The organism is Methylobacterium sp. NMS14P, from assembly GCF_028583545.1.
Classification (GTDB): Bacteria; Pseudomonadota; Alphaproteobacteria; order Rhizobiales; family Beijerinckiaceae; genus Methylobacterium.
The window spans coordinates 5,707,124-5,722,544 of the sequence record NZ_CP087106.1 but is presented as its reverse complement, the minus strand read 5'-3'; the positions used below and the strand labels follow the sequence as shown (position 1 = coordinate 5,722,544).

General features: G+C 70.2%; 15 protein-coding genes. 8 read left to right on the top strand and 7 right to left on the bottom strand.

The annotated features are described in order from the left end of the window. Positions 1-114 precede the first annotated feature (114 nt). From LOK46_RS27300 to LOK46_RS27280, 5 genes are read left to right on the top strand one after another with little or no spacing between them, the layout of a single operon-like run. On the top strand, positions 115-1,602 hold the full coding sequence (locus LOK46_RS27300) for an ABC transporter substrate-binding protein (protein WP_273561452.1): 1,488 nt from the start codon (positions 115-117) through the stop codon (positions 1,600-1,602). Beyond that, positions 1,602-2,546 (top strand): ABC transporter permease, encoded by a 945-nt coding sequence (locus LOK46_RS27295; protein ID WP_024828306.1) that lies wholly within the window; start codon positions 1,602-1,604, stop codon positions 2,544-2,546. The genes LOK46_RS27300 and LOK46_RS27295 overlap by 1 nt, the downstream gene beginning before the upstream one ends. Continuing rightward, positions 2,543-3,472, top strand: a complete 930-nt coding sequence (locus tag LOK46_RS27290; RefSeq protein WP_273561451.1) for an ABC transporter permease — start codon at positions 2,543-2,545, stop codon at positions 3,470-3,472. The genes LOK46_RS27295 and LOK46_RS27290 overlap by 4 nt, the downstream gene beginning before the upstream one ends. Then, positions 3,469-4,485: an ABC transporter ATP-binding protein gene (locus LOK46_RS27285; protein ID WP_273561450.1), complete on the top strand. Its 1,017-nt coding sequence runs from the start codon at positions 3,469-3,471 to the stop codon at positions 4,483-4,485. Before LOK46_RS27290 ends, LOK46_RS27285 begins: the two co-directional genes overlap by 4 nt. After that, complete coding sequence (locus LOK46_RS27280) at positions 4,482-5,405, top strand: ABC transporter ATP-binding protein (RefSeq protein ID WP_273561449.1); 924 nt, start codon at positions 4,482-4,484, stop codon at positions 5,403-5,405. Before LOK46_RS27285 ends, LOK46_RS27280 begins: the two co-directional genes overlap by 4 nt. 53 nt (positions 5,406-5,458) lie before the next feature. On the opposite strand, the gene LOK46_RS27275 is transcribed toward LOK46_RS27280, so the two are convergent. Continuing rightward, a complete protein-coding gene (locus LOK46_RS27275; protein WP_273561448.1) occupies positions 5,459-5,623 on the bottom strand; it encodes a hypothetical protein in 165 nt (54 codons plus the stop codon). Positions 5,624-5,666: 43 nt separating this feature from the next. Here LOK46_RS27275 and LOK46_RS27270 point away from each other — a divergent pair, with 43 nt between their 5' ends. Then, on the top strand, positions 5,667-7,268 hold the full coding sequence (locus tag LOK46_RS27270; RefSeq protein ID WP_273561447.1) for a gamma-glutamyltransferase family protein: 1,602 nt from the start codon (positions 5,667-5,669) through the stop codon (positions 7,266-7,268). 150 nt (positions 7,269-7,418) lie between these two features. Here the strand turns inward: LOK46_RS27270 and prfB are convergent. Further along, a protein-coding gene (gene prfB / locus LOK46_RS27265; RefSeq protein WP_273561446.1) for a peptide chain release factor 2 occupies positions 7,419-8,547 on the bottom strand; the annotation gives its coding sequence in 2 pieces (ribosomal slippage) (positions 7,419-8,477 and positions 8,479-8,547; 1,128 coding nt in all). 199 nt (positions 8,548-8,746) lie between these two features. On the opposite strand from prfB, the gene LOK46_RS27260 reads away from it, so the two are divergent. Next, on the top strand, positions 8,747-9,085 hold the full coding sequence (locus LOK46_RS27260) for a DUF3140 domain-containing protein (RefSeq protein ID WP_273561445.1): 339 nt from the start codon (positions 8,747-8,749) through the stop codon (positions 9,083-9,085). 21 nt (positions 9,086-9,106) lie between these two features. On the opposite strand, the gene LOK46_RS27255 is transcribed toward LOK46_RS27260, so the two are convergent. The 4 genes from LOK46_RS27255 to LOK46_RS27240 all read right to left on the bottom strand — a co-directional run bounded on the left by LOK46_RS27255 (position 9,107) and on the right by LOK46_RS27240 (position 11,642). Further along, positions 9,107-9,466, bottom strand: a complete 360-nt coding sequence (locus LOK46_RS27255) for a hypothetical protein (RefSeq protein ID WP_273561444.1) — start codon at positions 9,464-9,466, stop codon at positions 9,107-9,109. A 113-nt stretch (positions 9,467-9,579) separates the two neighbouring features. Continuing rightward, positions 9,580-9,792 (bottom strand): hypothetical protein, encoded by a 213-nt coding sequence (locus LOK46_RS27250; protein ID WP_012321979.1) that lies wholly within the window; start codon positions 9,790-9,792, stop codon positions 9,580-9,582. A gap of 134 nt (positions 9,793-9,926) precedes the next feature. Then, positions 9,927-11,144 carry an LL-diaminopimelate aminotransferase gene (locus LOK46_RS27245; protein ID WP_273564707.1) on the bottom strand — a complete coding sequence of 406 codons (1,218 nt, stop codon included), beginning with the start codon at positions 11,142-11,144 and terminating at the stop codon, positions 9,927-9,929. A 111-nt stretch (positions 11,145-11,255) separates the two neighbouring features. Next, positions 11,256-11,642 carry a hypothetical protein gene (locus LOK46_RS27240; RefSeq protein WP_273561443.1) on the bottom strand — a complete coding sequence of 129 codons (387 nt, stop codon included), beginning with the start codon at positions 11,640-11,642 and terminating at the stop codon, positions 11,256-11,258. A 216-nt stretch (positions 11,643-11,858) separates the two neighbouring features. On the opposite strand from LOK46_RS27240, the gene LOK46_RS27235 reads away from it, so the two are divergent. Continuing rightward, entirely contained in the window at positions 11,859-13,640 is a 1,782-nt protein-coding gene (locus LOK46_RS27235) for a PHA/PHB synthase family protein (protein WP_441011496.1), read from the top strand. A gap of 241 nt (positions 13,641-13,881) precedes the next feature. Here the strand turns inward: LOK46_RS27235 and LOK46_RS27230 are convergent, their stop codons facing one another. Then, entirely contained in the window at positions 13,882-15,171 is a 1,290-nt protein-coding gene (locus tag LOK46_RS27230; protein WP_273561442.1) for an OmpP1/FadL family transporter, read from the bottom strand. Between the last annotated feature and the right edge of the window lie 250 nt (positions 15,172-15,421).

Genomic DNA, 15,421 nt, shown 5'->3' with positions numbered 1-15,421 from the left:
ATGGATGCTGCCTGGGATTGTGCATGCCACACGGCCGCGCGACACTGCCGGTCGTCCCTGGAACGGACGCGGCCGATCCGCTCCGCTCCTCCCGTCTCCGTCCGGACCGGTCTCATGTTGCGTTTCGCCGCCTGTCTCCTCGCCGGTCTCGTCCTAACCGGGCCCGCCGCCGCGCAGACCCTGCGCTACGGCATGATGGAGGATCCGGACGCCCTCGACCCGACGCTCGCCCGCACCTTCGCGAGCCGGATGGTGTTCGCGGCGCTCTGCGACAAGCTCGTGGACATCGGCCCGGACCTGAAGCCCGTGCCGCAGCTCGCGACATCCTGGGAGCTCTCGCCCGACGAGAAGGCGCTGACCATGCACCTGCGCCCGAACGTGCTGTTCCACGACGGCGAGAAGCTCGACGCCGCGGCCGCCAAGTTCTCGATCGAGCGGCACATGAAGATGCCGGGCTCGCAGCGCCGCTCGGAGATCGCGCCGATCGACTCGGTGGACGTGGTCGACGACCTGACCTTCCGCATCAACCTGAAGCAGCCGTTCGCGCCGCTGCTCGCGCAGTTCACCGACCGGGCCGGCATGATGGTCTCGCCGAAAGCCGCCGAGCGGCTGGGCGACAAGTTCGCCTCCGCGCCCGTCTGCGCCGGTCCGTACAAGTTCGTCGAGCGGGTGCCGCAGGACCGGATCGTGGTCGAGCGCTTCCCCGACTACTGGAACAAGGACGCGATCCACATCCAGCGGATCGAGTTCCGGCCGATCCCCGACGCCACCGTGCGGCTCACCAACCTCCGGGCGGGTCAGCTCGACCTCTTGGAGCGCCTCGCCCCCACCGACGTGGCGCAGGTGAAGCGCGACGCCAAGCTGAAGCTCGACTCCACCTACGAGCTCGGCTTCCAGGAGATCCTGTTCAACCCCCACAAGGCCGGTTCGCCGGTCTCCGACCCGAAGGTGCGCGCCGCCTTCGAGGCGGCCATCGACCGCAACGCGATCAATCAGGTCGTCTACAACGGCGAGTTCCTGGCCGGGAACCAGTGGGTCAACCCGAAGAATCCGAACTACGTGGCCGAGTACCCGATCCCGAAGCGGGACGTCGCCAAGGCCAAGGCTCTACTCGCCGAGGCCGGCAAGCCGAACCCGCAGATCACGCTCACCGTCTACGCCGATAGCGACTCGCCGCGCACCGGGCAGGTGATCCAGGCGATGGCCAAGGAGGCCGGGTTCGACGTGAAGATCCAGGCGGTGGACTTCACCACGGCGCTCGACGCCGCCGACAAGGGCAACTACGAGGCGCAGCTTTATTCCTGGAGCGGCCGCTCGGACCCGGACGGCAACACGTTCAGCTTCCTCTCATGCAAGGCGGCGCTGAACTATCCCAAGTACTGCAGCCCGGAGGCCGACGCGGCGCTCCAGGCCGAGCGCGGCACCGTCGACCAGGCCAAGCGCAAGGCCGCCTGGAAAGCTCTGGCCGATCAGGTCCTGAAGGACCGGCCGGGCATCTACATCCTGCACCGCAAGCTGCTCTGGGCCTACAGCCAGAAGCTCACGGGCTTCGTGCCCTACCCGGACGGGCTCGTGCGCTTCACCGGCCTGAAGCTCAACTGATGCTGCGGTTCCTGGCGCGACGCCTCGCCCTGGCGGTCCCGACCCTGATCCTCGCCTCGATGATCATCTTCGCCCTGCAGCAATTGCTGCCCGGCGACGTCGCCACCGCGCTCACCGGCGAGGAGCGCGACCCGCAGGTGATCGCCTTCATCCGGGAAAAATACCACCTCGATGAGCCCCTACCGGTGCGCTACGCCTACTGGGCCGGCGGCGTCCTGCGGGGCGACCTCGGCGAGTCGATCCGGCTGCAGAAGCCGGTCTCCGAGCTGATCGTCGAGAAGCTGCCGGTGACGCTCGAACTCGCCTGCCTCGCCATGCTGGTGGCGCTGGCCATCGGCGTGCCGATGGGCGTGCTCTCGGCGGTCAAGCGCGGTCAGGCCGCCGACACGATCGCCAACGGCGTGGCGCTCTGGGGCCTGTCGGTGCCGAATTTCTGGCTCGGGATCCTGCTGATCCTGCTGTTCTCGGTGGAGCTCGGCTGGCTGCCGGCCTCCGGCTACGTCTCGCCCTTCGAGAGCCTGTCGGAGAACCTCGCCGCCATGGTGATGCCGGCCTTCGTGCTCGGCAACGCCATCGCGGCGGTGATGATGCGCCACACCCGCGCGGCGATGCTGGGCGTGCTGGGCTCCGATTACGTGCGCACCGCGCGCGCCAAGGGCGTCTCGCCCCTGCGGGTGACCCTGCGGCACGCGCTGCCCAACGCCGCGATCCCGATCATTACCCTGGGGGCGCTCGAATTCGGGCAGCTCCTGTCCGGGGCGGTGCTCACCGAGCAGGTCTTCTCGGTGCCGGGCTTCGGCAAGCTGATGGTCGATGCAGTGTTCAACCGGGACTTCGCCACCGTGCAGGGCGTCGTGATCTGCACCGCCGCCACCTACATCGCCCTGAACCTCGCCGCCGACCTGCTCTCGGCGGCCGTGAACCCGAAGCTGAGGCGGGCATGAGCACCGGCAGCGAGATCGCCCGCGCCGAGGCCGTCGGCCTGGAGGCCGTCCCGTCGGGCGCTCCCGCCCCGACCCTCCTCCAGGAACCCGGCACCCTGAGGGCCTTCTGGCGCCGGCTGCGCGCGCGCAAGAGCGCCGTCGCGGGCCTCGTCATCGTCGGCCTGCTGGTGCTGATGGCGGTGTTCGCGTCCTGGATCGCCCCCTACGACCCGACTGCCACCGACTGGGGCAACGTCCGCGGCGCGCCGAGCCTCGCGCACCCGTTCGGCGGCGACGAGGTCGGGCGCGACGTGCTCTCGCGGATCATCTTCGGCGCCCGGGCCTCGCTCGGCGCCGGCCTCGTCTCGGTGGCGCTGGCAGTGTCCCTCGGCCTGCCCCTGGGGTTGCTCGCCGGCTACGCGGGCGGCTGGATCGACGGGGCGATCTCCCGGCTCACCGACGCGCTTCTGGCGATCCCGTTCCTGATCCTGGCGATCGCGCTGGCCGCCTTCCTCGGTCCGAGCCTCGTCAACGCCATGATCGCCATCGGCCTCTCGGCGACCTCGACCTTCATCCGGCTGACCCGGGCGCAGGTGCGCGCCGTGGCGGCCGAGGAGTTCGTGGAGGCGGCCCGCGCCATGGGCAACCCGCCGTGGCGGATCGCGCGGGTCCACATCCTGCCCAACATCGTCCCGGCGATCCTCGTCCAGGCGACGCTCACCATCGCGGCCGCGATCATCGCGGAGGCGAGCCTGTCCTTCCTGGGCCTCGGCCAGCAGCCGCCCGAGCCCTCCTGGGGGGCGATGCTTAACACCGCCAAGAACTTCATGGACGAGGCGCCCTGGATGGCGATCTGGCCCGGCCTGTCGATCTTCCTGGCGGTGCTCGCCTTCAATCTGTTCGGCGACGGCCTGCGGGACGCCCTCGACCCGAGGCAGCGCACATGACTCAGCCCCTCCTCGAAGTCCGCGACCTCGCGGTTGCCTTCGACACCGACGGCGGGGCGGTCCACGCGGTCAACGGCGTGTCCTACACCCTGCACGAGGGCGAGACGCTGGGGATCGTCGGCGAGTCCGGCTCCGGCAAGAGCGTGCACGTGCTCGCCATGCTGGGCCTGATCCCGCGCCCGCCGGGCCGCATCACCGGTGGCCAAGTGCTGTTCGAGGGGCGCGACCTGCTCGCCCTGAAGGAGCGGGACCTCCGAAAAATCCGCGGCGGCGCGATCGGCTTCGTGTTCCAGGACCCGATGAGCTCGCTCAACCCCGGCATGACCGTGGCGGCGCAGATCGTCGAGCCCCTGCGGATCCATCTCGGCCTCGACGCCCGCGCCGCCCGCGCCCGGGCCAAGGAGCTGCTCGACCTCGTCCGCATCCCGAACGCGGCGGCACGCCTCGACCAGTACCCGCACGAGTTCTCCGGCGGCCAGCGCCAGCGGGTGATGATCGCGATCGGCCTCAGCTGCCGCCCGAAGCTGCTGATCGCCGACGAGGCGACCACGGCGCTGGACGTCACCGTCCAGGCCGAGATCGTCGCCCTGGTGCAGGAGCTGAAGCGCGAGCTCGGCATGGCGATCATCTGGATCACCCACGATCTCGGCGTGGTGGCGGGGATCAGCGACACCGTGCAGGTGATGTATGCCGGCCGGATCCTGGAGCGCGGCCCGGTCGACGACATCTTCGCCGATCCCCGCAACGCCTACACGCTCGGGCTGCTGCGCTCCCTGCCGGACCTGTCCGGCGGTCGCGCCGGGCGCCGTCGCCTGCATCAGATCGAGGGCGCGCCGCCGGACATGCGCCATCTCCCGCCGGGCGATCCGTTCGCGCCGCGCAACGCCTTCGCGACGCCCCGCTGCCGGACCGAGATGCCGCCCCTGGCGCAGGCGCCCGGCGCCGCCCCCGGCCACCTCGTCGCCGCCTGGTACGACCTGCCGAAGCTCCTGAGCCAGGAGGCCGCGCGATGAACGCGTCGCAGCAGCCGGTCGTCTCGGTGCGCGACCTGTCCAAGCACTATCCCCTCCGCTCCTGGTGGGGCGGCAAGGGCGCGGTGTTCCGCGCCGTCGAGGGCGTGAGCTTCGACATCCGCCCCGGCGAGACCCTGGGTCTCGTCGGCGAGTCCGGCTCCGGCAAGTCGACGATCGGCCGTGCCGTGACCATGCTGAACCCGCCGACCTCGGGCACCATCGCGTTCGAGGGCACCGACCTCGCCAAGCTCTCGGCGGGCGCCATGCGCAAGATGCGCGCGCGGATCCAGACCGTGTTCCAGGATCCCTACGCCGCCCTCAACCCGCGGATGAGCGCGGGCGACTACGTCGCGGAAGCGTTCAAGCTGCACCGGCGCGACATGCGCGGCCCGGAGCGGCGGGAGGCGGTGGCGGCCCTGTTCCAGCGGGTCGGGCTCGATCCGCGCTTCATGGGGCGCTACCCGCACCAGTTCTCGGGCGGCCAGCGGCAGCGCATCTGCATCGCCCGGGCGATCGCTCTCAAACCGAGCTTCATCGTCGCCGACGAGCCGATCGCGGCACTCGACGTCTCGATCCAGGCGCAGGTGGTGAACCTGCTGCAGGATCTTCAGGACGAGATGGGCCTGTCGTACCTGTTCATCTCCCACGACCTGCGGATGGTGCGCTACCTCTGCCACCGGGTCGCGGTGCTCTGGCGCGGGCGGATCGTCGAGCTGGCCGAGGCGGATGCCCTCTACGAGGATCCGCGCCATCCCTACACGCGCCGCCTGCTCGCCGCGGTGCCGGTGCCGCATCCGGCCGAGGAGCGCGCCCGCCTCGCCGCGCGGGACCTCGCCGGCCACGACCAGCCGCCGGACGGGCCGCTCACCGAGGTGGCGCCGGGGCACTGGGTGGCGATGCCGAGGGGGCAGCACGCGTGATCGTCCACGCGATCTTCGATCGGAACAACCGGTCAGCCCGACCTCCGCCGTCATCACGAGCGCAGCGAAGTGACCCAGGGCAGCGCGAGGTTGCTCAGCGTTGCGCCGACTGGATTGCTTCGCTGCGCTCGCAAAGACGAGGCGACGAAGCCTTCCGCCATGGACGAGACCGCGCCGTCATTTCTGTCACCGCCGCATCCCGAGATGGCGATGTGCATCAAGCGGTGGTTCTTTGAGTCAGCCAGCGAAGCAGGACATCCCGTGAGAGACTTCTCCGCCCCCGGCCGCTCCCCGGTCTACGCCGCCAACGCCGCCGTCGCGACCTCGCACCCGCTCTCGACGCTCGCCGCCATCGAGGTGCTGCGCGCGGGCGGCAACGCCGTCGATGCCGGAATCGCGGCGGTGGCCGTGCAGTGCGTGGTCGACCCGCTGATGACCGGCATCGGCGGCGACTGTTTCGCCCTCTACGCCCCCGCGGGCGCCACGAAGCCCATCGCCCTCGACGGTTCGGGCCGGGCGCCGGCCGCCGCCACGCCCGACTGGTACGCCGAGCACGGCGTCGCGATCGCGCCGACCTCGCCGCACGCCGTGACGGTGCCGGGCGCGGTCGCGGCCTGGGACCTGCTGGTGCGCGAGCACGGCACCCGCTCCCTCGGCGAGCTGCTCCAGCCGGCGATCCGGTACGCGGAGGACGGGTTCGTCGTCCAGCAGCGGGTGGGATGGGACTGGCTGCGCGGCGCCGAGCGCGTCGCCGCGGATCCGCACGCCGCCGAGACCTACCTGCCCGGCGGGCAGGCGCCGACGATCGGCAGCGTCGTCCGCCTGCCGAAGCTCGCCGCGACACTCCGGAAGATCGCCGAGGCGGGCGCGCCCGCCTTCTACACGGGCCCCGTCGCCGAGGACATGGTGAGCCGGCTGAACGCCCTCGGCGGCCTGCACACCCTGGACGACTTCGCCGCCGCCCGGCCCGACGTGGTCGTGCCGGTCTCGACCCGCTACCGCGGCTACGACGTCTACGAGTGCCCGCCCGCCGGCCAGGGGCTCGCGGCGCTGATGATGCTGAACGTGCTGTCGCACTACGACGTCGGCGCGCTCTCGGAACTCGACCGGCTCCACCTCTTCGCCGAGGTGTGCAAGCAGGGCTACCATCACCGCGACGTCCTGTTCGGCGACGCGGCCCTCGCCAACGTGCCGATCGAGCACCTGCTCTCCGACGCCTGGAAGGCGGCCGCCCACGGGGCGATCGACATGGGCCGCGCCCGCGAGCCGGAGATCTATCCCGAGATCGCCCGCGAGATGGCCGAGGGCCGCGCCCACAAGGACACGGTCTACCTCTGCGTGGTCGACCGGGACGGCAACGCGCTGTCGCTGATCAACTCGATCTTCCAGGGCTTCGGCTCGGGCATCCTGGCGCCCGAGAGCGGCGTGCTGCTGCACAACCGCGGCCTCTCGTTCCGCACGGAAGGCGGCCACCCGAACAGCGTCGGGCCGGGCAAGCGGCCGATGCACACGATCATCCCCGGCATGCTGATGAAGGACGGGCAGGCCGTCGCGCCGTTCGGCGTCATGGGCGGCCACTACCAGGCCATGGGCCATGTCGAGCTGCTCTCCGGTCTCCTCGACCGGGGCCTCGACGTGCAGGAGGCCCTCGATGCCCCGCGCAGCTTCGCCTACGGCGGCAGCCTGGAGGTGGAGGGTGGGGTCTCCGACGCGGTGATGGCGGGGCTGATCGAGCGCGGCCACCCGGCGATCCGCGCGCCGCTGCCGCTCGGCGGCGGGCAGGTCATCTGGATCGACCGCGAGACCGGCACGCTGGCGGCCGGATCTGACCCGCGCAAGGACGGGGCCGCGCTGGGCTATTGAGAGGTATGTGACCGGGTAGGCTTCCATCAGCACCACCGTCTTTGCGAGCGGAGCGAAGCAGTCCAGACAGCGCGACGCTGATCGACGGCGCGCTGCCCTGGGTCACTTCGCTGCGCTCGTGATGACGGTGAGGCAGCTCACGTGGCTGCCTCAGTCGATATCCTCGACTGCCTCGCTGCCGCCGTAGACGCGCTGGGCGAGCGACGATTCCATGAACGGGTCGAGGTCGCCGTCGAGCACCTCGTCCGGATCGGTGGACTGGGTGCCGGTGCGCAGGTCCTTCACCAGCTGGTACGGCTGCAGAACGTAGGACCGGATCTGGTGGCCCCAGCCGATATCGGTCTTGGAGGCGGCCTCGGCGTTGGCCTTCTCCTCGCGCTTCTTCAACTCGGCCTCGTAGAGCCGGGCGCGCAGCATGTTCCAGGCGGTCGCCCGGTTCTTGTGCTGCGAGCGCTCCTGCTGGCACGCCACCACGATCCCGGTGGGATTGTGGGTGATGCGCACCGCCGAGTCGGTGGTGTTGACGTGCTGGCCGCCGGCGCCGGACGACCGGTACGTGTCGATCCGGCAGTCAGACTCCTTGATCTCGATCTCGATCCGGTCGTCGATCACCGGGTAGACCCAGACGCTGGCGAAGCTGGTGTGCCGCCGGGCGCTGGAATCGTAGGGCGAGATCCGCACGAGGCGGTGCACGCCGGACTCGGTCTTGAGCCAGCCGTAGGCGTTGTGGCCCTTGATCAGGAGCGTGGCGCCCTTGATCCCGGCCTCCTCGCCGTCGGTCATCTCGACGACCTCGACCTTGTACTTCCGGCGCTCGGCCCAGCGGGCGTACATGCGCTGGAGCATGTTGGCCCAGTCCTGGCTCTCGGTGCCGCCGGCGCCGGCATGGACCTCGAGATAGGTGTCGAAGCCGTCGGCCTCGCCGGACAGCAGGGTCTCGACCTGCCGGCTCGCGGCCTCCTTCTCGACGGCCAGGATCGCCGCCTCGCCCTCGCGGATCGAGGATTCGTCCCCCTCCATCTCGCCGAGTTCGATCAGCGTGGCGCCGTCCTCGAGGTCGCGCTCGAGCTTCCTGATCGCCGTGACGGCCTCGTCGAGCTGCTGGCGCTCGCGCATGACCTTCTGGGCGGCCTCGGCATCGTTCCAGAGGTCGGGATCCTCGGAGGCCGCGTTCAGCTCCGCGAGGCGTTTATCGACTGTATCCCAGTCAAAGATGCCTCCTCAGCAGCCCTATAGACTGCTTGGCGGCATCCGAGGCTTGCTCGATCTCGGCGCGCATCTGGCTTTTCGGGAATGGGGTGCGGGGGAAGAATGGAGGGTCGTCGGGTCGGGGTGATACCCCCCGGGACCCGGCCTGTAAACGCTCCAGCGCCGCGTCGCCCGCTGCCCGTGCGGCGCCCCACCGCAGGGAGAGAGGCGAGCCGGAAAGCCTCGGGCGCGTTGTCGGGCACGAGCGACACGGCCGAGGAGGTAGGCGGATGGCGGACGACGATCACGCGGCGACGTGGAAGGACTTCAGCGAGGCCGTCAACATGACGCCGGCGGCGCTGAGGAAGCATCTCGACAGCGAGGCAAGCCGGGATGTCGGCCAGAAGAAGGACGGGGGCGAGTCGACCGGCCACGAGATGGGCCGGCGGATCCTGGCGATCAAGGACACCAAGAAGGCCGACCTGACGGACGACGACTACGCCGCCATGCGCAAGGTCGTGGGCTACGTCCACCGCCATCTCAAGCAGGGCGGCGAGGCCCGGAAGGACCCCGACTCGCCCTGGCGGATGTCGCTGATGAACTGGGGCCACGATCCGCAGAAGGACTGAGACCCCGGGCGTCCCGGCGGCTCAGTAGCGCGGCGGCACGATGTAGGACGGGGCGATCACGTACTCCTTCGGCCGCTTGCGCGCGCCGAACCGCCCCTCGGTGATCTGGTCGTTGTAGTAGTCAAACCCGGTGTAGCCGAAGCCGCCGCCGTTCATCACCTCGGCCACCGGCACCGCGGGCTGGGCGAGGTCGGGCCGGCCCGGCGGCACGACGACCTGGCAACAGCCCTCGGTCTGCAGCACCGTGGGCCCGTTCGGGGCGGTGAACACGAAGGCGCGGGGCTGGTAGGGCGCCGGCGGATAGGCGGCGTCGGAGGCCGAGGCACCCTGCCCCGCCAGGAGGGCGAGGAGTCCGGCGGCGATCAGGGTCTTGGTGCTCACGCGATGCTCCGTCAGGGGGCCGGGCGTGCCGGCATCTGGCCTACAGTCTAGCTGATCGCGGGCGGCTTGTCCGACGCTTCCGAATCGACCGGTTACCGAAATCCCGGGCGGGATCAGCCGCGCGCGCGCAGCACGACCTGCGGGCTCGCCGGAACGGGGCGGCAATCCGTCATGAAGGCGTTGACCGGCAACGGCTTCGAGTCGCACGCGTACACGTCCGCCGGTCCCGGCGCGGGGATCGGATCGCGGGCGATGATCGGGTTCGGCGCGCAGGCCGAGGCCGCGGCGGCGAGCAGCAGGGCGGCGATCAGGTTCAGGCGGCGCATGCGACACTCGGGACGCGGGAGGACCCCCGCACCTGACCCTGGCCATCGCGCCGCGCCCTGACAAGCGCCGGCGCGGGGCGCCGACGCCTTTGACGGCGCCTGTCGCCCCGCGGCAACAATCCGCGCGGGCCCTGCTATCCGGCCCGGGCCATCGGCACGACGTTGTGCAGGGTCTTGTCGGTGCCGTCGAAGAACCGGCGGATGTTGCGCGCCGCCTGCCGGATGCGCTGCTCGTTCTCCACGAGAGCGATGCGGACATACTCGTCGCCGAACTCGCCGAAGCCGATGCCGGGCGCGACCGCCACGTCGGACTTCTCTAGGAGAAGCTTGGAGAACTCGAGGCTGCCCAGCTCCCGGTAGCGCTCGGGGATCGGCACCCAGGCGAACATCGAGGAGGCGGGCGACGGGATGGTCCAGCCGGCCTTGCCGAAGGATTCGACCAGCGCGTCGCGGCGCTTCCTGTAGATGCTGCGCATCTCGTGGATGCAGTTGTCCGGCCCGTTGAGCGCGGCGGTCGCGGCGACCTGGATCGGCGTGAAGGCGCCGTAATCGAGGTAGGACTTCACCCGGGTCAGCGCCGCGAGCAGGCGCTCGTTACCCACCGCGAAGCCCATCCGCCAGCCGGCCATCGAGTAGGTCTTCGACAGCGAGGTGAACTCCACCGTGCAGTCGATGGCGCCGGGCACCTGCAGCACCGAGGGCGGCGGGTTGTCGTCGAAGTAGACCTCCGCGTAGGCGAGGTCCGACAGCAGGATCAGCTCGTGCTGCTTCGCGAAGGCCACGAGGTCCCGGTAGAAGTCGAGGCTCGCCACGTAGGCGGTCGGGTTCGACGGGTAGCACACGACCAGCGCCACCGGCTTCGGGATCGAGTGGCGCATGGCCCGCTCCAGGGCGGGGAACATCGCCGGGGTCGGCTCGGCCGGCACGGAGCGGATGACGCCGCCGGCCATCAGGAAGCCGAAGGCGTGGATCGGGTAGCTCGGGTTCGGCACCAGCACGACGTCGCCCGGCGCGGTGATCGCCTGGGCCATGTTGGCGAACCCTTCCTTCGACCCGAGGGTCGCCACCACCTGGGTGTCGGGATTCAGGGTCACGCCGAAGCGCCGCTGGTAATAGCCCGCCTGGGCCTTGCGCAGGCCCGCGATGCCCTTGGAGGCCGAGTAGCGATCCGTGCGCGGCCGCCCGGCCGTCTCGCACAGCTTGGCGATCACGTGCTTCGGGGCGTCCAGATCCGGGTTGCCCATGCCGAGATCGATGATGTCGGCGCCCTGCGCTCGGGCGGCGGCCTTGATCCGGTTGACCTGCTCGAAGACGTAGGGCGGCAGTCGCTTGATGCGGTGGAAGTCGGTCATGGGCGTGTCCATCGGCGCGTCCCGGATCCGGCGTCTCTCGTCTGGGCCGGTCGGGCGAACCACTTGCTCTAGCAGAGTTGCGGGCCGTCGCCGACCCTGAAAAAGGGCCGCCTACTGCGCCGCCGCCGGGGCCGGCTTGATGGTGGCGGCCGCGCCGCGCCCGGCGCTCGCGGCGGCCCGTCCCCGGGCCTCGTTGCGTCCGCGGGCGCCCTCCAGCTCCGCCTCGAGGGCCTTCTGGCCCGTGACCGACTTGGCCCGGACCGGACGCTTCGGCGCGTCGACACCCACGGGCATGAAGTCGGGCTGCGCCTTGCCGCGCGTGTCCGCGACGAAATCCGGGGCCGCGACGACCCGCGGCCCGTAGCCTGCATCGGAGGCCAGCGAGCGGACGACGTCGCCCGAGCAGGCCCCGAGCGCGCCGACCAGCACCCCCAGGCCGGCCGCGCGCGTCAGGCGGTGCAGCGGACCGGCGCGGTGCGGGCGGACGGTGGGGTTCAAAATGGCACGATCCATCGTCACATGCGTATGAAAAGATCGGCCGGATGTTTCGGCGACGTCCTGAGCCGGGCTGGCGAAAACTCTGGCTCGCTCCTTATTTTGTCGGAAACGAGGCCCGCGCCATCGGGTCAACAGATGAAGCACAGGGAGGCACGTTTGACGAGCCCGCAGGCGCCGGATCGGACCGCCCCTCCGAAGTCGGTCTCGAACGGCGCGATGCCGGACGGCACGGTCGCCCCGATGCCGGACTTCGAGGCGATTTCCCGCAATGCCGGACAGTTCGTCGAGGCGATGGGGCGCAACGTCGCCCGCCTCCTCGGGCCCGAGGGCCAGGCGGGCGCACCCGGCAGCGAGATGAACGAGGCGGCCAAGGTGCTCGGTCAGGTGGCCGAGACCTGGCTCGCCGATCCGAACCGCAGCGCCGAGGCGCAGGCGCGCCTGTCGCAGGCCTTCCTGTCGCTCTGGGGCTCGACCTACCTGCGCCTGCAGGGCCAGCCCGCCGATCCGGTGGCGCTGCCCGAGCCCCGGGACGCGCGCTTCGCCCACGCCGATTGGTCGACCAACCCGTATTTCGACTTCCTCAAGCAGGCCTACCTGCTCGCCACCCGCTGGGCCGAGAGCCTCGTGGACGAGGCCGAGGGACTCGACGCGCACACGCGCCACAAGGCGCAGTTCTACCTGCGCCAAGTCACCAGCATGCTGTCGCCCTCCAACTTCCTGCCGACCAACCCGGAGCTGATCCGCCACACCCTGCAGGAGAACGGCGCCAACCTCGTCCGCGGCCTCAAGATGTACGAGGAGGATCTGGCGGCCGGCGGCGGGCAGCTGCGCGTGCGTCAGACCGACCCGAGCGGGTTCGAGGTCGGGCGCAACATGGCGGTCACCCCCGGCGAGGTGGTGTTCCGCAACGACCTGATCGAGCTGATCCAGTACGCGCCCACCACCGAGACCGTGCTGCGGCGCCCGTTCCTGATGGTCCCACCCTGGATCAACAAGTTCTACATCCTCGACCTCAATCCGCAGAAGAGCTTCCTGAAGTGGATGGTCGATCAGGGCCTGACGGTCTTCTGCATCTCCTGGGTCAATCCCGATTCCCGCCACGCCGACAAGGACTTCGAGTCCTACATGCGCGAGGGGATCGAGGCGGCCATCGACGCGATCGGCGTCGCCACCGGTGAGAGCGAGGTCACGGCGGCGGGCTACTGCGTCGGCGGCACGCTGCTCGCCGTGACGCTCGCCATGCAGGCGGCCACCGGCAACCGGCGGATCAAGAGCGCGACGCTGCTCACCACCCAGGTCGACTTCACCCACGCGGGCGACCTGAAGGTCTTCGCCGACGAGGAGCAGATCCGCCAGGTCGAGGCGCGCATGGCCGAGCAGGGCTACCTGGAGGGCGCCCGGATGGCGAACGCCTTCAACATGCTCCGGCCGAACGACCTGATCTGGCCCTACGTCGTGAACAACTACATCAAGGGCAAGGCACCCTCGGCCTTCGACCTGCTGTACTGGAACTCCGACGCCACCCGGATGCCGGCGGCCAACCACTCGTTCTACCTGCGCAATTGCTACCTCGACAACACGCTGGCGCAGGGGCGGATGGTGCTCGGCAATGTCCGCCTCGACCTCAGGAAGGTGCAGGTGCCGATCTTCAATCTCGCCACCCGCGAGGACCACATCGCGCCGGCGCTGTCGGTCTTCGAGGGCTCGAAGGTGTTCGGCGGGAAGGTCGACTTCGTGCTCGCGGGCTCGGGCCACATCGCGGGCGTGATCAATCCGCCGTCCAAGCCGAAATACGGCTACTGGACCGGCGGACCCGTGAAGGGGACGCTCGAGGAGTGGATCAGGGCCGCGGTCGAGACCAAGGGCTCGTGGTGGCCCTACTGGTTCCAGTGGATCGAGGCGCAGGCCCCGGAGCGGGTGCCGGCCCGGCAGCCGGGCGGCGACGCGCTACCATCGCTCGGCCCGGCGCCCGGGACCTACGTGCGGATGCGCGCCTGAGAGCCGCCCCGGTCGGCGCCGACTGCGCCGGCCGGGCGACCGGCGGTCCCGTCGAAGCGTCGCCGGACCTGCGCGGGGTAATCTGCCCGCAGCGCCGTCCCGAAGAGAATCGCCGCTATCCGGACGACGCCCGCGAGCCCCGCCGACACGGGGGACTCGCGACGGTGAATACGAGGATCGCGCGTCCCGTCACGCCCGAACGGCGCGACGGGACCTGCGGAGGCCGAGGGCCGAGGACCCGTCAGTACTTCCGCACGAGCGGCGCTGGGGCCGCGGCCGGCGGCGCGCCGAACACGTAGCGGAAGCCCACCGAGACGATGTCGGCGCTGGAATCCACCACGCCCGCGAAGGCGATGTTGCTGATGTTGTAGTCGCGGCCGATGCCCGCGAGGATCCGCGAGCGGTCCAGGAAGAAGTGCGAGTAGGCGAGGTTCAGCGTCAGCTGCTGGCTCCAGCGGTAGCTGGCGCCGACCGAGACGTTGTACCGGTCGCCGTCCGGCAGGCGCACCGAGCGGTTCCGGAAGTCGATGGGCGAGGTCTCGTAGGCGAAGCCGGTCCGCAGCGTCAGGTTCGGCGACGCGTCGTACTCGGCGCCGATCGCGTAGGTGAACCCGTCCTTGTAGTTGAGCGGCAGATTGTTCACCGGCAGGCCGATCGTCTTCGACACGATGCCGATGGTGCCGAGCCTCGACCAGTTGTCCCACTCGAAGCCGAGATTCACACGCGCCACCGGCGAGACCGCCTGGGTCAGGCCGACGCTCAGCTTGTCGGGGGTGTTCAGCTTGGCGCGGACCTGACCGGCCAGCGGCGCGAGGGCGACGAGCGGCACGCCGATCGAGCCGTCGATGTCGTGGTGCACCGACGACCGGTAGCCGATGCCCAGCACGGTCCCGTCGCGGGGCGTCAGCGTGGCGCCGGCAGTGAAGCCCGCGCCCCAGGATTCACCCTTGAGGAAGGAGCTCGGATACGAGGTCGGCAGGATGCCGGGGATCGGCAGCGCCTGCCGCAGGGTCAGGCGGAAATACTCGATGTTCGGGCCGGCCGCGATCGAGAGCCACTCGTTGACCTTGAAGCCGATGACCGGGTTGATCGCCAGCGAGAAGATCCGCGACGAGCGCCCGTAGACCTCACCGGCCCACACGTCGCGCGGCTTGGTCACGAGGCCGAACGGGGCTCCGGTGGAGAGGCCGAGCCAGAGGCGGTCGTTGAGCTGGTAGGAGGTGGCGCCCGCCGGCACGACCGCGCCCTGGCCGATATCGCCGGAGCCGCCCAGCCGCGCGAAGCCCGGATTGGTGCCGGCCTCCGGGCGGATCGTGGAGGACAAGCCAATATAGGTGAAGTTCTGCTCCGCGACGAAGCCCGGGTTCATCGTGATCGTCGCGGGATTCCAGAAGATCGACGAGACGCCGCCCGATCCCGACGCCGCGCCCGCGAAGGCCAGCCCCTGGGCCTCGGTGCTCTGCTCACGGATCCCGAACGCCCCCGCGTGCACCTGCCCGGCGCCGAGGATCACCGCCGTCGCCGCCAGCATCGCAGCGCGAACCGTCCCGCCCATCTCTTCCCCCAAGCCTTCTCGTTCTGCTGGGCGCCGTCGATTGTTCGAGACCCGTTATGCGGCGACCTTTCGTGCATGGTGCCGGTTTCAGGGGCAGAACCGCAATGACCCTGATCGATTTCGGCACCAAGAGGAACAGCAGTAGAGCAGTTGCGGTAAACGGCGCCTTCACGCGCGAAAGCACATGATCAGCGGCACTTCCCAGTCTTGATCTGACCTGTCTCGC